A 19706-nucleotide genomic window follows, 5' to 3' on the forward strand; every position below is an offset into this window, starting at 1 on the left:
GTCTGCCTTCACAACCCTACCTTATATATTATGGTGTTCAGCAAGACTGTAACCGATGCGCTCTTAGAGAAAATCAGGAACGGTAATTCTATGACGATGGGCGAGAAATTAAATCTCATCGTCCAATTAAGTATTCCGTCCATTCTCGCACAGGTTACTGCTGTTATGATGTTCTACATCGACGCCTCGATGGTAGGTTCGTTGGGAGCAACCGCTTCGGCTTCAATCGGATTGGTAGAACCTGCCACGTGGCTCTTTGGCTCGTTGGTTGCAGCGGGCGGAATGGGCTTTTCGGTGCAAGCCGCACATTTCATTGGAGCCAACGACTTCGAGAAAGCGCGCGCCGTAATGCGGCACGGATATATCTTTGGTTTGGCTTTCAGCTTTATACTGATGGCTGTTGCCGCACTGTTGGCTACGCCGTTGCCCCGTTGGTTGGGCGGTGGTGCCGACATTCAGCACGACGCTTCCATCTACTTTCTCATCTTTTCGTTTGCAGTGCCAGTGCATTTGGTAGAGTATTTATCGGCTGCAATGTTGAAAGTGTCGGGCGATATGCGCCACCCAAGCCTTATCTCCGTGTTGATGTGCGTTATGGACGTGGTCTTCAACTTCATCTTAATCTTTCCTACGCGCACCCTTACCGTATTGGGATTTCAGTTTGAAATGTTCGGATTAGGCTTAGGAGTCAAAGGTGCTGCCATCGGTACGCTACTGTCGTTTGTCGTAGCTGCCATTCCTTTAATCTATTTTGCCATCTTCCGCAGTCCTATATTGGCGTGGAAACTCGACACCAAACGTTTCGTATGGGTGTGGGATTACATCGTCCACGCTGTAAAGATAGGTGCGCCTATGGCGATGCAATACCTTCTGATGAATGGTGCACAGGTGGTTTCTACTATGATTGTCGCACCCTTGGGCAACTTTGCTATTGCTGCAAATTCGTTTGCCGTAACAGCCGAAAGCCTGTGTTATATGCCAGGTTACGGTATTGCTGAAGCAGCAACGACGCTTGTCGGACAAAGTGTCGGAGCGAAACGGAAAGAACTTTGCAAGAGTTTTGCCTATATGACAATCTTCATCGGTATGGCAGTTATGGCGTTTATGGGCGTGGTTATGTACATCTTCGCTCCCGAAATGATAGGAATGCTCTCGCCTGTGCCCGAAATCAGAGAGTTGGGTGTTGCCGTTCTGCGCATCGAAGCCTTTGCCGAACCATTCTTTGCTGCAGCCATCGTAGCTTATAGCGTATGTGTTGGTGCTGGCGACACGTTCAAACCATCGCTAATCAACCTTGGCTCTATGTGGTTCGTGCGCCTTACGCTGGCTTATGCCCTCGCTTCCACCTATGGCTTGCGTGGTGTTTGGTTTGCAATGGCAGTAGAACTTACGTTCCGTGGTTCTATGTTCTTGATACGGATTTACCGTGGCGGTTGGCTGAGAAATATTGCCGACACCCCACAAACAGAACAAGCGACAGTTTCATAAATACAGAATTATATTATTAAAAGAAATATTTTAAAATGCATTGGTTTTCGTCTCTCTTAGACACACTTAATTATTGGACAATCTTCCTCGGTATGTATATCGAAGGAACAGTTATCCCTTTCCCTTCCGAGCTCATCGTTTCGCCCGCTGCCTACCACGCTGCAGCAGGGCATCTTAACGTGTTCTGGGTGGTTATAGTTGCCACATTAGGCGCAGTTGCAGGCTCAACAACCAACTATGTTGCAGCTTATTATCTCGGACGACCTATTATTTACCACTTTGCAAACAGCAAATTCGGGCATCTCTGTTTGTTGAACGAAGACAAAGTGAAAACTGCCGAGAAGTATTTCTACGACCATGGGGTTATAGCAACCCTTACAGGGCGACTTATTCCTGGTATCCGACAAATCATCTCGATACCTGCAGGCTTGTCAAAAATGACCTTTTGGAAGTTCCTGCTTTATACTACCATCGGTTCAGGAATATGGAACTGTGTACTTGCCATACTCGGCTGGTATCTTCATTCTGTTGTTCCAGAAAGTCAGCTCACAGCAAAAATAGAAGAGTATAACGACTATCTAAAATACGTTATCTTAGGTATCGTTGCCTTAGTGGCTGTTTATTTCGTGGTAAGATACTACATAAAGAAAGCAAAAGCAAACAAGCAATAAGCACAAACGAGGGTGCATAGAAAGCCCAAACAGCTGCACACTCGTTTCAAAATCCTCCACTATTCATAGCAACGGCTCTGTACACTGCATTCTTCAGCAGCGCACAGAGCCGTTTGTTTTCACTATTTTATAGCGTTTCCACCATATTCTCTCTTTCCCTTGAACGCGGTTTCAACTTATCAAAATTTTTGTTTCACAAATTATTTACACGTAAATAAATATTTTTCTACGTGTAAGTAATAATTTCTTTACGTGTAAATAAATATTTCTTTACGTGTAAGTAATTTATTAGTGTTCGGCAAAAACGATATAAGATGTTAGAACAAGCAAGGGTAAAGCATGCAAAAAACGCTCCCAAACCTATATGACGATGAGGCTTGGGAGCGTGGAAGAAATGTATTTGATATAAAAAACTATTTTCCTTAACTATGTCTTTGAAAGTCTTTTCTGCTGCGCTAAATTTAAAAATGCGTCATTCTTTCAATATCAAAAGCAATGAGCGACAGTCCATTTACTGCTTTCGTGTTAATAAATACACCATCAGGTTGGCTGCATTGTCGGGTGCAATGTGGTCGCCAAGCTTTTCTTTCATCTGTTCATACTCGGCAAGCATAGTCTCGCGATAAGGCTGTTCGGGTAGAATGCGATAGAGTTCATTGGCAATATTCTTTATTTTAAATCGGTCGGCAAGTAGTTCCTGCACTACTTCCTTGTCGGCAATGAGATTTACCAACGATATGAAGCGCACCTTTATGATGTGTTTGAAAGCAAAACGAATAAGGTTTGGCAGTGGTGTTTCGTAGCAAACCACTTGTGGAACATTAAACAGAGCTGTTTCTAAAGTTGCCGTTCCGCTTGTTACAAGGGCGGTTGTGGAGTGCGAAAGCAGTTCGTACGTACTGTTTTTTACAATCTTCGCATCGTGTTTGCTTATAAATCGATCGTAGTAAGTAATGTCTATCGACGGTGCACCTGCTATTACCATTTGGTAATCTTCAAAGCGTGAGGCAGCTTCGAGCATCGACGGCAGGTTGTCTTTTATCTCTTGCTTCCTGCTTCCTGCTAAAATGGCAATGATAGGCTTTTCGTTTAGACCGTTACGACTGCAAAACTCCTCCTTTGTTTCTGTGTACTGACTTTTGAATGTGGCAACTTCTTCGGCTGTGGGATTGCCTACGTAGTGTATTTTATAGTTGTGTTTCCGTTCGTAGAAGCCGATTTCAAACGGCAAGATAGAGAACATCTCTTTCACATCTCGCTTTATTGCGCGAATACGCCACTCTTTCCACGCCCATATTTTGGGTGAAATATAGTAATAAACAGGAATTTTGGTATTCTTGTGAACGAACTTTGCAATCTTCAGATTAAAGCCTGGGTAGTCTACAAGTATTACCACATCGGGCTGCCACTTCACAATGTCCTCCTTGCAGAACTTCATATTCTTCATAATAGTAGGCAAATGCAACAGCACAGGAACAAATCCCATATAGGCAAGTTTCTTGTAATGGCGCACACACGTACCGCCAACGTTTTGCATTAAATCGCCACCGAAGAAGCGAAACTCTGCCGCTTCGTCAAATTTCCTAAGCGATTGCATCAAGCGCGATGCGTGCAAATCGCCCGATGCTTCGCCAACTATCAGATAATACTTCATTCTTCAGACGGTTATTGTTAATATATTAATCAAAGAGAATTGTATTTGAACTTACTGTTCCCACGCTTTCAGCTTGTCCAACACATCGTAGTCGGTAATGTCGATGCGTGTTGGTGTTACCGAAACATAGCCTTCTTCCAATGCCCAACGGTCGGTATCGGTTGCCAAAGGCTCGTCGTTGCGATATTTGCCCAGCATCCAATAATAGTCAAAACCCCTTGGGTGCTCGCAGCGAAGAGTTTCTTTTATCCAGCTACCGTACCCCATTCGACAGACTTTGATACCCTTGAAGCTGTCGCGGATAGGGAAGTTTACATTCAGGCAAACACCCTTGGGCAAACCATCGCTCAACACTTCCTTTACTATCTTTACGACATAGCTGCGGAGATGTTCAAGATTGGCATCTGGGTTGTAGTCGCACGACGAGAAAGCAACGGAAGGAACGTACTTTAAGCAGCCTTCTCGGGCAATGCCCATTGTGCCGCTGTAATGCGTATTCACCGAAGAGTTGTCGCCGTGATTAATGCCGCCGAGTATCAAATCGGGGCGTCTGCCATTTAAAATCTGCTCGAAAGCAATCTTCACACAGTCTACAGGAGTTCCTGTACACGACCATACTTCACAGTTAGGTATGTTGTTGCGGCGATTTAAACGCAGGCTGTCGCTTGCTGAGAAAGCACACGAAAAACCTGAACGTGGTCCCTCTGGGGCACAAATCAAAACTTCGGCAAAGTCAGAGAGAAACGAAGCCAATGTTTTAATGCCATTAGCCTTATACCCATCGTCGTTGGAGATGAGGATAAGAGGTCGTTTGCAATTCATAAATTTTATTTTCTTTTGCCTGCAAAAATACGAAAAAAGGTTTATAAATAGTGCTTTCTCGCTTAAAATATGTATCTTTGTCGGCAAAACAAGTATAGGAAAAGAAGAAAATGGGAAAAATAATCGCAATGGCAAACCAAAAGGGTGGTGTAGGAAAAACAACCTCTACCATCAATCTTGCTGCATCGCTGGCAACGCTTGAGAAGTCTGTTCTCGTTATCGATGCCGACCCACAGGCGAATGCTTCAAGCGGTTTGGGCGTTGATATTAAAGAAGTGGATTGCTCGTTGTACGAATGTATTATCGACCACGCTGATGTTCGCGATGCCATTTATACCACAGATATTGAAGGAATGGACATTGTTCCGAGCCATATCAACCTTGTTGGTGCGGAAATAGAGATGCTGCAAATAAATAATCGTGAAGAGGTACTGGAGAAACTCTTAGCTCCTATTCGCAACGATTACGACTATATACTTATTGATTGTAGCCCATCGTTGGGTCTGATTACCGTAAACGCCTTGACAGCAGCCGATTCTGTCATCATTCCCGTGCAATGCGAATACTTCGCACTCGAAGGAATCAGCAAGTTGCTGAACACGATTAAAATCATAAAGAGCAAGTTGAATCCGAAGCTGGAGATAGAAGGTTTCTTGCTTACGATGTACGACAGTCGTTTGAGATTGGCACGTCAGATATACGATGAAGTGAAACGCCACTTCCAAGAGTTGGTATTCAAAACCGTTATTCAGCGCAATGTGAAACTCTCTGAAAGCCCAAGTCACGGCTTGCCGGTAATTCTTTACGATGCCGATTCTACAGGTGCAAAGAATCATCTTGCCTTGGCGAAAGAGATTATAGAGAAGAATAAGAAGTAAGGGAATACGATTTTATCCCTTTGAAACTTATCAATAGAAAAATGGCAGTACACAAGAAATACAATAGAAATGCGAAAACAAACGCACTTGGCAGAGGCTTAGATGCTTTGATTTCAACAGAAACAGTAAGTACGCAAGGCAGTTCGACCATAAACGAAGTGCCCATCGAGCAAATTGAAGCGAACCCTAATCAGCCACGAAGAGAGTTCGACCAGATAGCATTAGAGGAACTTGCGAACAGCATTAAGCAGCTTGGGTTGGTGCAACCCATCACGCTTAGACAGTTAGACGAAAGCAAATTCCAGATTATTGCAGGCGAACGACGTTGGCGTGCATCGCAGTTGGCAGGGCTTACAGCTATCCCTGCTTACATTCGTACTATCAAAGACGAGAACGTAATGGAGCTTGCGCTGGTGGAAAATATACAGCGCGAAGACCTGAACGCCATAGAAATAGCCCTCGCATACGAGCATTTGCAGGAAAAAAGCGGTATGACACAAGAGCGAGTTGCCGAACGAGTAGGAAAGAGTCGTGCTGCTGTTGCCAACTATCTACGCCTACTGAAACTTCCTGCACAGGTGCAAATGGCTTTGCAAAAGAAAGAAATAGATATGGGACACGCACGTGCGTTGCTCTCATTGAACAGTCCTTCGCAGCAAATAAAGCTGTTCCACGAAATTCAGAAGAACGCTTTTAGCGTGCGAAAGGTGGAAGAACTCTGCCAACAGCTTAACAATGGCGAGGATATACAGACTGCCAAGAAGAAGATTGCGGCTAAATCGAAACTCCCAGAGGAGTTTAACATCTTGAAAAAGCGTCTTTCCAACTTCTTCAATACGAAGGTGCAGATGACTTATGGAGCTAAGGGTAAAGGTAAAATCAGCATACCTTTTGCTTCCGAAGAGGAGTTACTGCACATTATGGAAGTAATGGACAAACTGCAAAAATAAGCGAAAACATAGTTTAAAGTTACGTGAAGCAACTTCAAAATATATTCCACGCTTTGTCGCTAACGTTATTATTGGCGATAGGTTGCACTGCAACAGCAAGGGCACAGGTAGTTTATGACGACTCCGTAAAGATTTTATATCCCAAGGCAGACAGCGTTATAACGATATTGAATGCTGAAAACGGTAAGGTGGAAACCGACTTTTCACTCTCGGCAGAGAAGGCTTTGAAACTTAATAAGGTAGCAGCCAAAGACAGTATGTGCTTGATGAAAGACTGGAGCAAGTGGCGTCCGAAGCCAAAAAAGGCTTTATGGTTGGCGATTGCATTACCTGGAGCAGGGCAAATCTATAACCGTAAGTACTGGAAGCTGCCTATATTTTATGGTGGAATAGCAGGTTGCGTCTATGCAATGACGTGGAACAACCAGATGTATCGCGACTATCAAAGAGCCTATATAGACATAACGGACGACGACCCCAATACGCAAAGCTACAACAAGTTCTTGCATTTGGGTTCAAAAGTAACGGAAGAGAACAAGAGTTTCTACCAAAATCTGTTTAAAAAGCGTAAGGACCGTTATCGCAGATGGCGCGATTTAAGCATTTTTGCCACCGTTGCCGTCTACGCTTTGTCGGTGATTGACGCATACGTAGATGCGTCGCTTTCCGACTTCGACATCTCCGACGACTTGTCGTTGCGTATCGCACCTGTTGTAATGAACGGCAATTCACCTACCACCAAGACTAATTTGTTTAAGAGTTCGGCAATAGGCATAGGGTGCAGCCTGACTTTTTAGAAAGCAAATACAAGGTTGAAGTGCCACGAAAAAGAGAATAATGATAAAAGAAAGAAACATATTTGCCATTGCATTGCTATTGATGAGTGTTTGTGCCACATACGCACAACACCAAGTAGTGAAGGACAACCGTGGCAGAACCATGCAGATTTATATTCCGAAAGCCGAAGAAAAGGCGGGCGGACTTGAAGTAGAATACACCGATACAAAGTTCTACGGACAGAAAAACGAACTCAATTCTGCTGCATCACCAATAGAAATGGAAGATGAGGCAGCTGCCATCAGCCGTCTTATCAAAAGAGTTACAAGCTCGTTGAGCCTCACTTATAATCCCGAAGTGCAGAAATACATAGACCGATATGTAAAGCAGGGCCGCCGTTCTACAAGTTGCTTGTTGGCACGAGCAAGCTATTATAATCCTTTTTTCGAGGAAGCGTTGCGCCATTACGGATTGCCAATGGAACTAAAGCATTTGCCTGTGATAGAGTCGGGGCTGAATCCGAAAGCCATTTCGGGCAAGGGCGCAGCAGGCTTGTGGCAGTTTATGCCTACAACGGGACGGCAATACGACTTGCAGATAAACACTTTCGTGGACGAACGGCTCGACCCTATCAAGTCTTCGTATGCCGCTGCGCGTATGTTAGCCGACCTTTACAATCGTTTTGGCGATTGGTCTTTGGCTTTGGCAGCCTACAACTGCGGTCCTGGAAGGGTGAGCAATGCTATTGAGAAAGCAGGCGAAGCAGCCGATTTTTGGCAGATTTACGAGTTCCTACCCAAGGAAACGCGCGGTTATGTGCCAGCTTTCATCGCTGCCAATTACGTAATGAACTATTATGCCGAATACAACATACTGCCCGAACCAACGGGTTTACCCGAAAAAGCAGGCAAAGTCGTGGTTACAGAAGACATTTCTCTCGCAAAGGTTGCTGATGTCTTGAATATGGATATTGCCGATTTGCGTATGTTGAACCCGCAATACCGACAAGGCATAGTGAAGACGACAGACGGCACGGCAACCCTTTTGCTGCCATCGGAAAAGGTGAAATGCTTTACCGACAATGTTTCTCGATTGTATGAGAACGGCGAAAACTCAGAAAGCCAACGCTTGGAAATGGCTGCAAGAGTCGTGAAAGGAACAATGTACAACCCACATAGTTAATCGACTAATAATACCAAAAAGAGAACAACGGATATGGAGAAAGAGAACGAAAGCAACAAAATTGACGAGGTAAAAGAAGACCAAATCATCGAAGATGCGTTTCAGCACCTGTTGAAAACTTATTTGGCATCGCCTCATCGTAAGAAGGTAGACATCATAACAAAGGCCTACCACTTTGCCAAGCAAGCTCACAAGGGCGTGCGCCGCCTTTCGGGCGAGCCTTACATCTTGCACCCCATAGCTGTTGCACAGATAGCTTGCGAAGAAATTGGCTTAGGTTCTACAAGTATTTGTTCGGCTCTTTTGCACGATGTAGTGGAAGATACAGACTACACGGTAGAAGATATTGAAAACATATTCGGCGCAAAAGTCGCGATGATAGTCGATGGCTTGACAAAGATTTCGGGCGGTATCTTTGGCGATAAGGCTTCTGCGCAAGCCGAAAACTTCAAGAAACTGCTCCTCACAATGAGCGACGACATTCGCGTTATCCTCCTCAAGATATGCGACCGCCTGCACAATATGCGCACCCTCGCTTCGCAACCCGCCAACAAGCAGTACAAGATTGCAGGCGAAACGCTTTATATCTACGCTCCATTGGCCAATCGTCTGGGGCTCAATAAAGTAAAAACCGAACTCGAAGACCTTAGTTTCCGCTACGAACACCCCGACGCTTATAAGGCGATAGAGTCGAAAATAGCCTCTACACAGGCACAGCGCGACTCGCTTTTCGACAATTTCACCGCTCCTATCCGCGCAGAACTCGACAAAATAGGATTGGATTACGAGATTAAAGCCCGCGTGAAAAGTCCTTATTCCATTTGGAATAAAATGCAGACAAAGCACGTTCCGTTCGAGGAAATATACGATATTTTAGCCGTTCGCATCATCTTTAAGCCCAAGAGCAGGGAAGAAGAAGCCAACGAATGCTTCAAGATTTATGTGGCAATCAGCAAGCTCTACAAGAGCCACCCCGACCGTTTGCGCGATTGGGTGAACCACCCGAAAGCCAACGGCTACCAAGCTTTGCACGTTACACTGATGTCCAAGTTGGGTCAGTGGATAGAAGTTCAGATACGTTCCGACCGTATGGACGAAATTGCCGAGCAGGGTTTTGCTGCCCATTGGAAGTATAAGGAAGGCACAGAGATAACCGAGGACGAGGGAGAATTGAACGATTGGCTGCACACCATAAAGGAAATACTCGACGACCCACAGCCCGATGCCATGGATTTCCTCGATGCCATCAAGCTGAACCTCTTTGCTTCCGAGATATTTGTATTTACACCGAAAGGCGAAATTAAGATGATGCCAGCGGGTTGCACCGCTCTCGACTTCGCTTTCCAGATACACACGTTCATTGGCAGCCACTGCATTGGTGCGAAGGTGAACCACAAACTCGTACCGTTGAGCCACAAACTGCAGAGCGGCGACCAAGTAGAGATACTCACATCTAAGGCGCAACGTGTGGAAAAGTCGTGGATTAACTTCGTGTCTACCGCTAAGGCGAAGGGCAAGGTATTGGCAATCTTGCGCAAGGAAGCACGGGAAATACAGAAAAAGGGCGAGGAAATACTCGAAGAATGGCTGAAGAAGCACGACTTTGAAATGTCTACTTGGGTGCTCGACCGACTTTGCAGCTTGCACGAAATACAGAAACACGCCAACCTTTTTATAGCCGTTGGCGAAAAGTCGATTATCCTTGGCGAAGCCGATTTAGACGAGTTGCAGGGCAAGAACAGGCACAAGCAAGACAAAGACGACAGCGTGTCTACGTGGCGCAAGTATGTTCCATTCCTCAACCGCAACAAAACTGCCGATGCCACAGCTGCTGACGGTAAAGTAGACGAAAAGGCAGTGTCAGGCTTAATCGTCGTTGATAAGGACCTGAACAAGAAGAAACCAATCTTCATAAACGAAGACAACATTGCTCGATACATCTTCCCAAGCTGCTGTCACGTTATTCCGGGCGACGACGCTATGGGCTTTATCGACAACAACTCCCACATCGAAATCCACAACCGTGCGTGCCCAGTGGCTGCAAAACTGAAAGCGAGCTTCGGTTCGCGCATTCTCGATGCAAAGTGGGATATGCACAAGAAATTGTTCTTCGATGCTACAATAGAACTGCGAGGCATAGACCGCCGAGGCATATTGCTCGATATATCGAAAGTAATTTCCGACCAGTTGGGTATGAATATGCGCAAGATAACGCTGAAGAGCGACAACGGAATCGTTGTAGGCACTATTGATATGGGTGTTCACGACCGCGAAGATGTCAAACTCATCAAGGACAGTTTGCTGAAAATAGAAGGTATGCAATCTGTTTTAGAGATTTTGTAGAATATTTCCGCTTGGTTGAGAAACTTCTTATACCACAAAAAACGTCTGCGGGACTGCCTTTTAATAGGTAGTCCCGCAGTTGTTTTATGGCAAAACAAGCCTTTGCCCTCCTTGTTGTACGCTGCAAACAATCGCGTACACCCATTATAGGAGCACGATTTATCACCTTCCTATCATACATGAGTGCCCATTACCCTTGGCTTTCTCCTCGCACATACGCCTTGCGATAGCGCGAACCGACATCGCGGAGCTTGCCTTCCGCTTCCAGTCGGGCAGCAATGCGGTAGGCATTGGCAGAGGAAAGGTTGAGGCAGTCGCGCAGGTCGGCAACTGTGATGAAAGGCTTAGCGGAGAATAAATCATCGAGAGCCTTGTCTGTGAGCTCTGCCGTTGGCACGGAAGAGGTGCCGTGCCGATAAGTAATGTTCTCAAACTTGGTGTGCTGAAGCGTGTCCAACATTTCAATGTCGGGACGAAACTTCACCGTGCGAACCTCGGCGTTCCGCAGCCGATGGCGGTGCGTGCGCGGGTCTTCGTACACGTTGCCCCTAACGGCGAGCGAGAAGTAGCCAATTCCAGGCAGGTGTACGCCGTTGCCAGACATCAGTTGGTCGGCAATCTCGTCTTTCAAAGCAGCTATCGTTCCGATAACGTCAGCTCGTGTAAGTGTGGTTGCTTCTTGTATATTCTGTCCTATACGCTCCAGTCCCACCATTTGGTTCTCTACAGTTACAGCCCTGTATTCAGCCTTTTCCGCCGACTTGCTGTGATTCTTTATAAGTTTGTAATTTACACTCATATATCGTTCTATTTAATTCTTTCTTGCTTCCTTTTCTGTTTAGATACGTATAAAATCATATTTAGATACCTACAAATTCATAATTATATACGCATTCCATTGAATTATCTAAGCTTTGAGAAATACTTATTAAAGCTTAGATAAATTATTATTACAGTTCTGATAAAAACTTCTTAAAGTTTTGATAATTCTACTTTCTGCGTACAAAGATAATACAATCCCCTAAGAAAAAGAAGAAAACAAGCAGGGAAAATAACATCAGCTCCGTACTCTTTCCATTTCTTCCTCTATATTTGCATCATTCCAAGCTTATGAATTTTTAACTTTTCTCTGCAAATATTCGTCATACTATTTGCTTTATTGAGATTTTATACTTATTTTTGCAATTGTTCTTGCACCAATTTACGTACTCTTGTACATTATTGGCAACGGAACCATATATGATAAGGCGTTTACTTGACGCTTTGTTCTTGACACTTGGAAACTTCGCAACTTTCTATCACAGTCAGGAATGAAGCAACGGTAGATGTCCATGGATGTGTATAAATCACCGATTTCCCTTATATGTTATATAAGGTATGATTCGGTTCTTACATATCGGCGTGGGCTTCTGCGTTGCTCGTTCAACTGTGATGGGCAATGCGAAGGCCTCCAAGTGTGGGACGGGTAACAAGTACAGACTCCCACGCTTTTTTCGTATATGATACAACTAAATTATTAAACAAGATTCTATTGGGAGTTAGAATCATAACCCAATTATCTGTATGAATAAAGTTTTATATTTCTTCTTGACATTACTTATTTATTATTTCGTTCTTGTAACTCTTGTAACACTTAGTAGTTTTCCAAACACCGGGCATCATTTTCTTCTTAAAGATATTTCTAATATCTTCTTCAGTGGCTTAATATCAAATATTTGTGGCTATGTTCTTTATAAGAAAAAATATGAAAAAAGATACGATTTGGTATTGCAAAAATATAGCAACGATCATTTCCTGTTTATGGCGTGTCAATTGATGGGTATGTTAGCTATTGGAACTTTCTTGTGGCTATTCTTATTTGGTGCCGGAATAACAGATGGGACAACCTATCAAAGTATCTTGGCTATTTGCTTATTTGTATTTTTCTTCTCGCCAAGCCCATTGAAGATAGTGAGGGCTAAACAACATAATTATTATAATAAGCATGTAAACGATGATACAGAACATAAAGACTGAAAGTCCATATAGTGCTTAAAGTTAGTGTAGGAATAGTTAATTATAAGTTTGGTAAAGCAATTATAAAAAATGATTTATGAAACAAAAAATTGTGTTTACTTGTATGACGATATTACTTTTTGGATGTAAGGAAAGCGTGCGAAATGATTTAGATTTGTATGGTAATACTTTTATCAATATAGATTCTAAAGAATTTAAAGTTCCATCAGACTGGATACGATATAATCTGATGGATAGCGCATGTAGTATTATGATGCCACCAAATATGAAAGAAACAGTCTGGGATGGTTTTCATTTTATAGACAAGTCAGAAGGTACAATTTTTTCATTTAATGATACAACTGATAGTCTAGAACATTTTTATTCCCGAGTGGCGATAGATTACTTTAGAGCGAACCAAGGTACATTTGCAAAACGAAATGAATATCTTGTTTTAGACAAGGAGGCTTATACAGCACTTGACAATATGGTAGATGCAGAGCTAGAAAGTCCGGACTTAATCCTTAATGGACCATTCTATGATTGTTCTGAAACAAATCAAATGCCCAGCACGGATAACGGATTTACTAGCACATACTATCTTGATACATATTATAGACGAAGGGGACTTACTGGTAATGGACCAGTATCAGTTCATATCTTTATTATGCAGAATGATGATAAGATGGTAAAAATGATGATTTCGTATCATGACAAAGATTCACTCACTTTTAATAACCTCTTCCAGTCTATAAAAACCTTTAAATGGAATGAGTAAACATAGATTTTAATTAGAATCTAAACAAATTGTTAGAAATTTTTTTTGTTTTCTATATAGGTTAGCTTTTGGCAATATGAATTATCTTCTTTATCTTTGTAGGCACAATAGTGATGGAATCGTTCTGCTTAATATTTATTTGTATGTTAAATAATAAATCTGTTATATTAGATAGTGTGATGTTGATTAAAAATGTTTATGTTTTCCAATCTGTATTGGAGTATATTGGTAAAGTTATTTTGTTTGTAGCAACTGTGGTTTCCTTAACATCTTGTAGTCGTGCGCAAGCCTCTCGTGCAGCAAAACAACAGGAGGTAAAGAACGAGGAAAACGTGGCAACAAACGATCCTTTAGCACAGTTCTATGCGTGTGGTTTACCTAAAGATGCGTATCCTGTAGCATTTTATGGAGAAGATAGCATTCCGTATAACAATTTGAACGACCTTCAGAAACGAGAATACCTAGATAAAAGCAACCTTGTTAGTGGCATTCAAGACTTTGAATCATTTTACTTCTTCATTCAACCTATCGCTGGCTCAGAGGACGAGTTTAGTTCGTTTTATAACATTTGGATGTATAATGAAGCTACAAAGAAAATCAGCAAGATATTCTCACACCATATAGGGGAATACTCTGAAATGCAGATAGATGGAGTATATTGGAGTTACGATATACAAGATAATGATGAAACATACAAAACATCATCGGGTAGCAAAGGTGTAATGCATCATAAAACTGCAACTCCTGTAGTTGTAATAGCTGCGAGAAATATACCAATGACCCCACACCCAATTTATCTTACAGTTATTCTGAATCCTTTAATAAAGAAAGAGAAAGTGATAGAAGAGAAGTTTATCAGCTTTATGAGTATAAACGATAGCAGCCTTCCTGTTGCTGAACAAGAGCTTTCAAGAAAGGTTATTCTCACAACAACAACTACTACATCATCTAAGGATATCCCTGCACCTAAAGATGCAGACTTCGCTGTTAGGAACATTCTTTATCCTTCTTTGAATGCCTATTCAACAACAGGGAATAGTATAGGAACGTTAAGTCTTCCTCATGAGGAAATAGACGTAATAAGATAATAGCAGGAAATAATACGCACTTGTAGTGTTGTTTGTATTCAACCTGCTTCTTTCTTGATGTTAGGAACGTGATGAATCACGCCCTTACAGCACTAATGCCAAAATAATATACATAAAAAAGGTGAGCAAAACGTATGCTTTGCTCACCTTTTTCCTTTGTTTTTCCTACTATGAAAGCTGATTAGTCTTCCATCAACTTGCGGTAGCGGCCTTTCTTTATTTCTTCGTTGCCAAGGCGGCGTGCCTTGTTTATTTCGTATTCAGAGTAGGTGCCCTCGAAGAAGAATACTTCGCCATTGCCTTCGAAAGCAAGAATGTGCGTACAGATGCGGTCTAAGAACCAACGGTCGTGGCTGATTACAACGGCGCAACCTGCAAAGTTTTCCAGACCTTCTTCCAATGCACGCAGGGTGTTCACGTCGATGTCGTTGGTAGGTTCGTCGAGCAAGAGTACGTTTCCTTCTTGTTTCAGTGCCAAAGCCAGCTGCAAGCGGTTGCGCTCACCACCAGAAAGAACTCCGCAAAGTTTGCTTTGGTCGGTTCCAGAGAAGTTGAAACGTGAGATGTAGGCACGTGCATTGACGTCGCGTCCGCCCATTCTTATGTTTTCGTTGCCTTGTGCAATGACATCGTAAACCGACTTGTTGGGGTCTATGTCCTTGTGCTGCTGGTCTACATAAGCGAGTTTTACGGTTTCGCCCACCTCGAAACTGCCGTTGTCGGGCGTTTCCAAGCCCATGATAAGGCGGAAGAGTGTGGTTTTACCTGCGCCGTTTGGACCTATCACGCCCACGATACCGTTAGGGGGAAGCATGAAGTTGAGGTCGCTGAAGAGAACTTTCTCGCCGAATGCCTTCTGCACGTGTTGCGCCTCGATAACCTTATTACCCAATCGAGGACCGTTCGGAATGAAGATTTCGAGTTTCTCTTCGCGCTCTTTCTGTTCTTGGTTGAGCATTTGCTCGTACGAATTCAGACGAGCCTTACCCTTTGCCTGACGTGCCTTTGGTGCAAGGCGAACCCATTCCAATTCGCGTTCGAGTGTCTTTCTGCGCTTGGAAGCTGTCTTTTCTTCCTGCTCCATACGCTTTGTTTTCTGGTCGAGCCACGAAGAGTAGTTGCCTTTCCAAGGTATGCCTTCGCCACGGTCGAGTTCAAGAATCCATTCGCTAACATCGTCGAGGAAGTAGCGGTCGTGGGTAACTGCAATAACCGTACCTTCGTATTGTTGCAGATGCTGCTCCAACCAGTCGATGCTTTCAGCGTCCAAGTGGTTGGTAGGCTCGTCGAGCAACAACACGTCGGGCTTTTGCAACAATAGGCGGCAGAGTGCCACACGGCGACGCTCACCACCCGAAAGGTGCGTTACAGGAAGGTCGCCGGCAGGGCAACGCAAGGCTGCCATAGCACGTTCGAGCTTTGAATCCATGTTCCAAGCATCGGTAGAATCTATAATATCCTGCACTTCGGCTTGGCGTTGCATCAGCTTGTCCATCTTGTCGGGGTCGCCATAATACTCTTCCAAACCGAACTTCACGTTAATTTCGTCGTATTCGCGGAGCGCATCGTAAACGTGCTGTACGCCTTCTTGTACGTTTTCCTTGACGGTTTTCTCTTCGTTCAGCGGTGGATCCTGTGGCAGATAGCCTACGGAATACCCAGGGCTGAACACCACTTCGCCCGATGTTGGTTGCTCAATGCCCGCAATAATCTTCATTAACGTGGACTTACCAGCACCGTTCAAACCGATGATACCTATCTTGGCACCATAGAAGAACGAGAGGTAAATGTTCTTCAGAATTTGTTTTTGATTTTGTGGGATAATCTTTGAGACTCCCACCATTGAGAAGATAATCTTCTTGTCGTCTACTGTTGCCATTTATTTTATTGTTGTTTTGATTTGTTATAAGTAGGATTTATGAACACCTTTTTGACTTCTGCACCTTATTCTCCGTCTGCTTCTTTTGCTCGCTTGCGTTCGTCCAAGAGTTGGAAATCTTTCTTTTGCAGCACAAATTCCGTACCCAAGTACTTTTCTTTCACAATCTTGTTGGCAGCCAATTCTTCGGGTGTTCCCTTGAAAAGTATCTGTCCTTCGAAGAGCAAGTAGGCACGGTCGGTAATGTTCAGTGTTTCGTGCACGTTGTGGTCGGTAATGAGAATGCCGATGTTGCGGAACTTCAGTCGCCAGACAATGTGCTGAATGTCTTCCACCGCAATAGGGTCTACGCCTGCAAAAGGCTCGTCGAGCATAATGAACTTAGGGTCTATCGCCAGGCAGCGTGCTATTTCGCATCTGCGTCGTTCACCTCCCGAAAGACGGTCGCCAAGGTTTTTGCGTACTTTCTCCAAGCGGAACTCCTTGATAAGGCTCTCCATCTTTTCTATGCGCTGCTGCTTGGTGAGCTTCGTCATCTCCAACACGCTCATAATATTGTCTTCGACGCTCATCTTTCGGAATACGCTTGCCTCCTGTGGCAAGTAGCCGATGCCAGCCTTGGCACGCTTGTAAACAGGATAATTGGTGATTTCCTGCTCGTCGATATAAACGTGTCCTTCGTTTGGAACTACCAAGCCAGTGGTCATATAGAACGATGTCGTCTTGCCTGCGCCGTTCGGACCCAACAAGCCAACAATCTCTCCTTGTCGCACATTGATGCTTACGCCGTTGGCAACGGTGCGTTTGCCGTATCGTTTCACAAGTCCTTCGGTGCGAAGAACGCTGCTTTTATCGCTTTCGGGTTCAATGATTATGTTTTCAGTGTCGAGCATTTGCTATTTTGTTTCTGTGTTGCAAAAGTAGTAAAATAAATGCTAATATCATTGATATTGATTAAAACAATGGTTTATATTGCAGTTTTTTAGCGGATTTTGGTTACTTTTGCATCTGCATAGATAAACAAAGAACAATGCTTATATTCAATTGGCTGACAATTTTCGGCAAATACTTGCTTTTAATGGGGCGTGCATTCAGTCGTCCTGAACGTTTCCGTATGTTTTTAAAGCGATATGTCAAGGAGATGTCGCAGCTTGGTGTCGATTCCGTTGGCATCGTCTTGCTTATTTCGTTCTTCATCGGAGCCGTTATCTGCATACAGATAAAACTGAACGTTCAAAGTCCGTGGATGCCTCTTTGGGTATCGGGATACGTTACGCGCGAAATTATGTTGCTTGAATTTTCGTCGAGTATCATGTGTCTTATCCTTGCAGGAAAGGTGGGGTCGAACATTGCTTCGGAATTAGGCACGATGCGCGTTACCCAGCAAATCGATGCTTTGGAGATTATGGGCATTAACTCTGCCAGCTACTTGATACTGCCGAAGATTGCGGGACTTATTACGATTATGCCTTTCTTGGTTGTCTTTTCTGCTGCAATGGGTATCGTGGGAGCATACGCAACTGCTTACGTCGCCCACATTATTACACCGGTAGACCTGACAGCGGGGCTTCAGCACGACTTCAACCCGTGGTTTATGTATATGAGTATCACAAAGAGCCTTTTCTTTGCCTTCATTATTGCGAGCGTATCGTCGTTCTTTGGCTATACGGTGAAAGGCGGTTCGGTAGAAGTGGGCACGTCTTCAACCAATGCGGTGGTAAGTTCCAGCGTGCTGATTCTGTTCAGCGATGTGTTCCTGACACAACTTTTAAGCTAACACGACACCTTTTCTTAATCGGCATAAACAAAGATGATAGAAGTTAAAAACCTATATAAATCGTTTGGAAACAAAGAAGTTCTTCACGATATAAACACGAAGTTTGAAGATGGTAAGACCAATCTTATCATCGGACAGAGTGGTGCAGGAAAGACGGTGTTGGTGCAATGCCTTGTCGGACTGCTTGAACCGACGCGCGGCGAGGTGCTATACGACGGCCGCAACTTCGTAATGATGAGCAAAAAGGAAAAGATTTTAATGCGAAGAGAGATGGGAATGATTTTCCAAGGCTCTGCTTTGTTCGACTCGCTCACCGTTTTCGAGAATGTCCGCTTTCCGCTTGATATGTTTTCGGATATGACTCCGAAAGAACGCGATAGGCAGGCGCAGAAGTGTATCGACCGTGTGAATCTCACGGGAGCAGAAAACAAATATCCGGGAGAGATATCGGGTGGTATGCAGAAGCGTGTTGCCATTGCGCGAGCGGTGGTAATGAACCCTAAATACTTGTTTTGCGACGAGCCAAACTCTGGGCTCGACCCTAAGACGTCGTTGGTAATCGACGAACTTTTGTCGGATATTACAAGAGAATTCAATATTACGACCATCATCAACACCCACGATATGAACTCCGTGATGGGCATTGGCGAGAATATAGTCTTCATTGCCGACGGAAGAGCAGAGTGGCAGGGCAACAAGGAAACAGTGCTGTCGGCTAACAACAAGAAGCTGAACGACCTTGTGTTTGCGTCCGATTTGTTCAAGAAAGTGAAAGAAGTAGAGAACGAAGAAGTCAAGTAAACAGCATTACTGTGGAAATATAATTTTAAAAGCTCCTAAGCTTTCGTCGGAAAGCTTAGGAGCTTTTTATTGATTGCTCGGTATCTTTCGGTGGTTCGCTCGGTATCTTTTGGCGGTTTGCTCGGTATCTTTTATTTCATCGGCTTGCTGAAACAATAATGCCGCTTATCCTCTTTTGGGATAAACGGCATTCGTTGTTTGGTTTCTATTATAATGATAACGTTAGCGCATATACCATAAACCGCGCCTTTTAAGCATCGGAACAACCACTTCTTCGGTGGTGCTGTCGCCGTAATGCAGTAAGAGGAAAGCACTTGCCGTGCTGTCTTTTGCAAAGAACTTTACATTCCGAATGCTTACTTTCTTTATGCCTTTACGCTGTTTGTCTTGTCGTTTGGTAAACGCTTTAAAGTTCTCAAACATTTGGCGTTCGTAACTTTCAGGCAGTTTGTCGGGCAGGTTCATACCTTCTAAGAATTGTTTGTATTTGCCCGAAATAAGATTTTCGTAATAGTGTTTCGCAGCTTCTGCCGCTATCGCACCGTGGTCTGTTTCCTTCTTTTCGCTGCAAGAGGAAAGTAGAAGAACTGCAGGGAACAGGGCATAAAGTAGTTGTTTCATAC

18 protein-coding genes are annotated in these 19706 nt (G+C 43.8%); 12 read left to right on the forward strand and 6 right to left on the reverse strand.

All coding sequences use genetic code 11. The features are described from left to right. Positions 1-30: 30 nt before the first annotated feature. Both BWX39_RS03110 and BWX39_RS03115 read left to right on the forward strand, forming a co-directional pair. The gene (locus BWX39_RS03110) at positions 31-1488 is read left to right on the forward strand and encodes an MATE family efflux transporter (RefSeq protein WP_028904962.1); all 1458 of its coding nucleotides are present in this window, start codon (positions 31-33) and stop codon (positions 1486-1488) included. A gap of 35 nt (positions 1489-1523) precedes the next feature. Next, on the forward strand, positions 1524-2159 hold the full coding sequence (locus BWX39_RS03115; protein WP_028904961.1) for a DedA family protein: 636 nt from the start codon (positions 1524-1526) through the stop codon (positions 2157-2159). Positions 2160-2670: 511 nt separating this feature from the next. Here the strand turns inward: BWX39_RS03115 and lpxB are convergent. Then, positions 2671-3813: a lipid-A-disaccharide synthase gene (gene lpxB, locus BWX39_RS03120; protein ID WP_028904960.1), complete on the reverse strand. Its 1143-nt coding sequence runs from the start codon at positions 3811-3813 to the stop codon at positions 2671-2673. Positions 3814-3864: 51 nt separating this feature from the next. Then, entirely contained in the window at positions 3865-4635 is a 771-nt protein-coding gene (gene surE, locus BWX39_RS03125) for a 5'/3'-nucleotidase SurE (RefSeq protein ID WP_028904959.1), read from the reverse strand. Between the two features lie 110 nt (positions 4636-4745). Between surE and BWX39_RS03130 the strand changes: the two genes are divergently transcribed. From BWX39_RS03130 to BWX39_RS03150, 5 genes are read left to right on the forward strand one after another with little or no spacing between them, the layout of a single operon-like run. After that, positions 4746-5513 carry a ParA family protein gene (locus BWX39_RS03130; RefSeq protein WP_024998705.1) on the forward strand — a complete coding sequence of 256 codons (768 nt, stop codon included), beginning with the start codon at positions 4746-4748 and terminating at the stop codon, positions 5511-5513. A 41-nt stretch (positions 5514-5554) separates the two neighbouring features. After that, complete coding sequence (locus BWX39_RS03135; protein WP_028904958.1) at positions 5555-6463, forward strand: ParB/RepB/Spo0J family partition protein; 909 nt, start codon at positions 5555-5557, stop codon at positions 6461-6463. 23 nt (positions 6464-6486) lie between these two features. Next, the gene (locus BWX39_RS03140) at positions 6487-7260 is read left to right on the forward strand and encodes a DUF5683 domain-containing protein (protein WP_028904957.1); all 774 of its coding nucleotides are present in this window, start codon (positions 6487-6489) and stop codon (positions 7258-7260) included. Positions 7261-7300: 40 nt separating this feature from the next. After that, complete coding sequence (locus BWX39_RS03145) at positions 7301-8422, forward strand: lytic transglycosylase domain-containing protein (protein ID WP_028904956.1); 1122 nt, start codon at positions 7301-7303, stop codon at positions 8420-8422. Positions 8423-8455: 33 nt separating this feature from the next. Then, a complete protein-coding gene (locus tag BWX39_RS03150; protein WP_028904955.1) occupies positions 8456-10765 on the forward strand; it encodes a RelA/SpoT family protein in 2310 nt (769 codons plus the stop codon). Positions 10766-10955: 190 nt separating this feature from the next. On the opposite strand, the gene BWX39_RS03155 is transcribed toward BWX39_RS03150, so the two are convergent. Next, entirely contained in the window at positions 10956-11564 is a 609-nt protein-coding gene (locus BWX39_RS03155; RefSeq protein WP_028904954.1) for an HU family DNA-binding protein, read from the reverse strand. A gap of 764 nt (positions 11565-12328) precedes the next feature. Between BWX39_RS03155 and BWX39_RS03160 the strand changes: the two genes are divergently transcribed. The 3 genes from BWX39_RS03160 to BWX39_RS03170 all read left to right on the forward strand — a co-directional run bounded on the left by BWX39_RS03160 (position 12329) and on the right by BWX39_RS03170 (position 14626). Further along, positions 12329-12781 (forward strand): hypothetical protein, encoded by a 453-nt coding sequence (locus BWX39_RS03160; RefSeq protein WP_028904953.1) that lies wholly within the window; start codon positions 12329-12331, stop codon positions 12779-12781. 76 nt (positions 12782-12857) lie between these two features. Next, on the forward strand, positions 12858-13538 hold the full coding sequence (locus tag BWX39_RS03165) for a hypothetical protein (protein WP_028910934.1): 681 nt from the start codon (positions 12858-12860) through the stop codon (positions 13536-13538). A gap of 143 nt (positions 13539-13681) precedes the next feature. After that, a complete protein-coding gene (locus tag BWX39_RS03170) occupies positions 13682-14626 on the forward strand; it encodes a hypothetical protein (RefSeq protein WP_147285770.1) in 945 nt (314 codons plus the stop codon). 181 nt (positions 14627-14807) lie between these two features. Here BWX39_RS03170 and ettA read toward each other — a convergent pair whose 3' ends face one another. Then, positions 14808-16505 carry an energy-dependent translational throttle protein EttA gene (gene ettA, locus BWX39_RS03175; protein ID WP_028904950.1) on the reverse strand — a complete coding sequence of 566 codons (1698 nt, stop codon included), beginning with the start codon at positions 16503-16505 and terminating at the stop codon, positions 14808-14810. Between the two features lie 65 nt (positions 16506-16570). Then, on the reverse strand, positions 16571-17398 hold the full coding sequence (gene lptB, locus BWX39_RS03180; protein WP_028904949.1) for an LPS export ABC transporter ATP-binding protein: 828 nt from the start codon (positions 17396-17398) through the stop codon (positions 16571-16573). Between the two features lie 137 nt (positions 17399-17535). Between lptB and BWX39_RS03185 the strand changes: the two genes are divergently transcribed. Together BWX39_RS03185 and BWX39_RS03190 are read left to right on the forward strand one after the other, a co-directional pair. Then, positions 17536-18282 carry an MlaE family ABC transporter permease gene (locus tag BWX39_RS03185; protein ID WP_014708830.1) on the forward strand — a complete coding sequence of 249 codons (747 nt, stop codon included), beginning with the start codon at positions 17536-17538 and terminating at the stop codon, positions 18280-18282. 33 nt (positions 18283-18315) lie between these two features. Further along, a complete protein-coding gene (locus tag BWX39_RS03190; protein ID WP_028904948.1) occupies positions 18316-19083 on the forward strand; it encodes an ABC transporter ATP-binding protein in 768 nt (255 codons plus the stop codon). Positions 19084-19305: 222 nt separating this feature from the next. Here BWX39_RS03190 and BWX39_RS03195 read toward each other — a convergent pair whose 3' ends face one another. After that, entirely contained in the window at positions 19306-19704 is a 399-nt protein-coding gene (locus BWX39_RS03195; protein ID WP_028904947.1) for a hypothetical protein, read from the reverse strand. Between the last annotated feature and the right edge of the window lie 2 nt (positions 19705-19706).

The sequence above is a fragment of the Prevotella intermedia ATCC 25611 = DSM 20706 genome (genome assembly GCF_001953955.1).
Classification (GTDB): domain Bacteria; phylum Bacteroidota; class Bacteroidia; order Bacteroidales; family Bacteroidaceae; genus Prevotella; species Prevotella intermedia.

What these genes read in the sequence shown, in the direction of transcription:
- BWX39_RS03110 (WP_028904962.1), top strand. Translation starts at nt 31, where the DNA reads ATGGTGTTCAGCAAGACTGTAACCGATGCGCTCTTAGAGAAAATCAGG.
- BWX39_RS03115 (WP_028904961.1), top strand. Translation starts at nt 1,524, where the DNA reads ATGCATTGGTTTTCGTCTCTCTTAGACACACTTAATTATTGGACAATC.
- lpxB (WP_028904960.1), bottom strand. Translation starts at nt 3,813, where the DNA reads ATGAAGTATTATCTGATAGTTGGCGAAGCATCGGGCGATTTGCACGCA.
- surE (WP_028904959.1), bottom strand. Translation starts at nt 4,635, where the DNA reads ATGAATTGCAAACGACCTCTTATCCTCATCTCCAACGACGATGGGTAT.
- BWX39_RS03130 (WP_024998705.1), top strand. Translation starts at nt 4,746, where the DNA reads ATGGGAAAAATAATCGCAATGGCAAACCAAAAGGGTGGTGTAGGAAAA.
- BWX39_RS03135 (WP_028904958.1), top strand. Translation starts at nt 5,555, where the DNA reads ATGGCAGTACACAAGAAATACAATAGAAATGCGAAAACAAACGCACTT.
- BWX39_RS03145 (WP_028904956.1), top strand. Translation starts at nt 7,301, where the DNA reads ATGATAAAAGAAAGAAACATATTTGCCATTGCATTGCTATTGATGAGT.
- BWX39_RS03150 (WP_028904955.1), top strand. Translation starts at nt 8,456, where the DNA reads ATGGAGAAAGAGAACGAAAGCAACAAAATTGACGAGGTAAAAGAAGAC.
- BWX39_RS03155 (WP_028904954.1), bottom strand. Translation starts at nt 11,564, where the DNA reads ATGAGTGTAAATTACAAACTTATAAAGAATCACAGCAAGTCGGCGGAA.
- BWX39_RS03160 (WP_028904953.1), top strand. Translation starts at nt 12,329, where the DNA reads ATGAATAAAGTTTTATATTTCTTCTTGACATTACTTATTTATTATTTC.
- BWX39_RS03165 (WP_028910934.1), top strand. Translation starts at nt 12,858, where the DNA reads ATGAAACAAAAAATTGTGTTTACTTGTATGACGATATTACTTTTTGGA.
- BWX39_RS03170 (WP_147285770.1), top strand. Translation starts at nt 13,682, where the DNA reads ATGTTAAATAATAAATCTGTTATATTAGATAGTGTGATGTTGATTAAA.
- ettA (WP_028904950.1), bottom strand. Translation starts at nt 16,505, where the DNA reads ATGGCAACAGTAGACGACAAGAAGATTATCTTCTCAATGGTGGGAGTC.
- lptB (WP_028904949.1), bottom strand. Translation starts at nt 17,398, where the DNA reads ATGCTCGACACTGAAAACATAATCATTGAACCCGAAAGCGATAAAAGC.
- BWX39_RS03185 (WP_014708830.1), top strand. Translation starts at nt 17,536, where the DNA reads ATGCTTATATTCAATTGGCTGACAATTTTCGGCAAATACTTGCTTTTA.
- BWX39_RS03190 (WP_028904948.1), top strand. Translation starts at nt 18,316, where the DNA reads ATGATAGAAGTTAAAAACCTATATAAATCGTTTGGAAACAAAGAAGTT.
- BWX39_RS03195 (WP_028904947.1), bottom strand. Translation starts at nt 19,704, where the DNA reads ATGAAACAACTACTTTATGCCCTGTTCCCTGCAGTTCTTCTACTTTCC.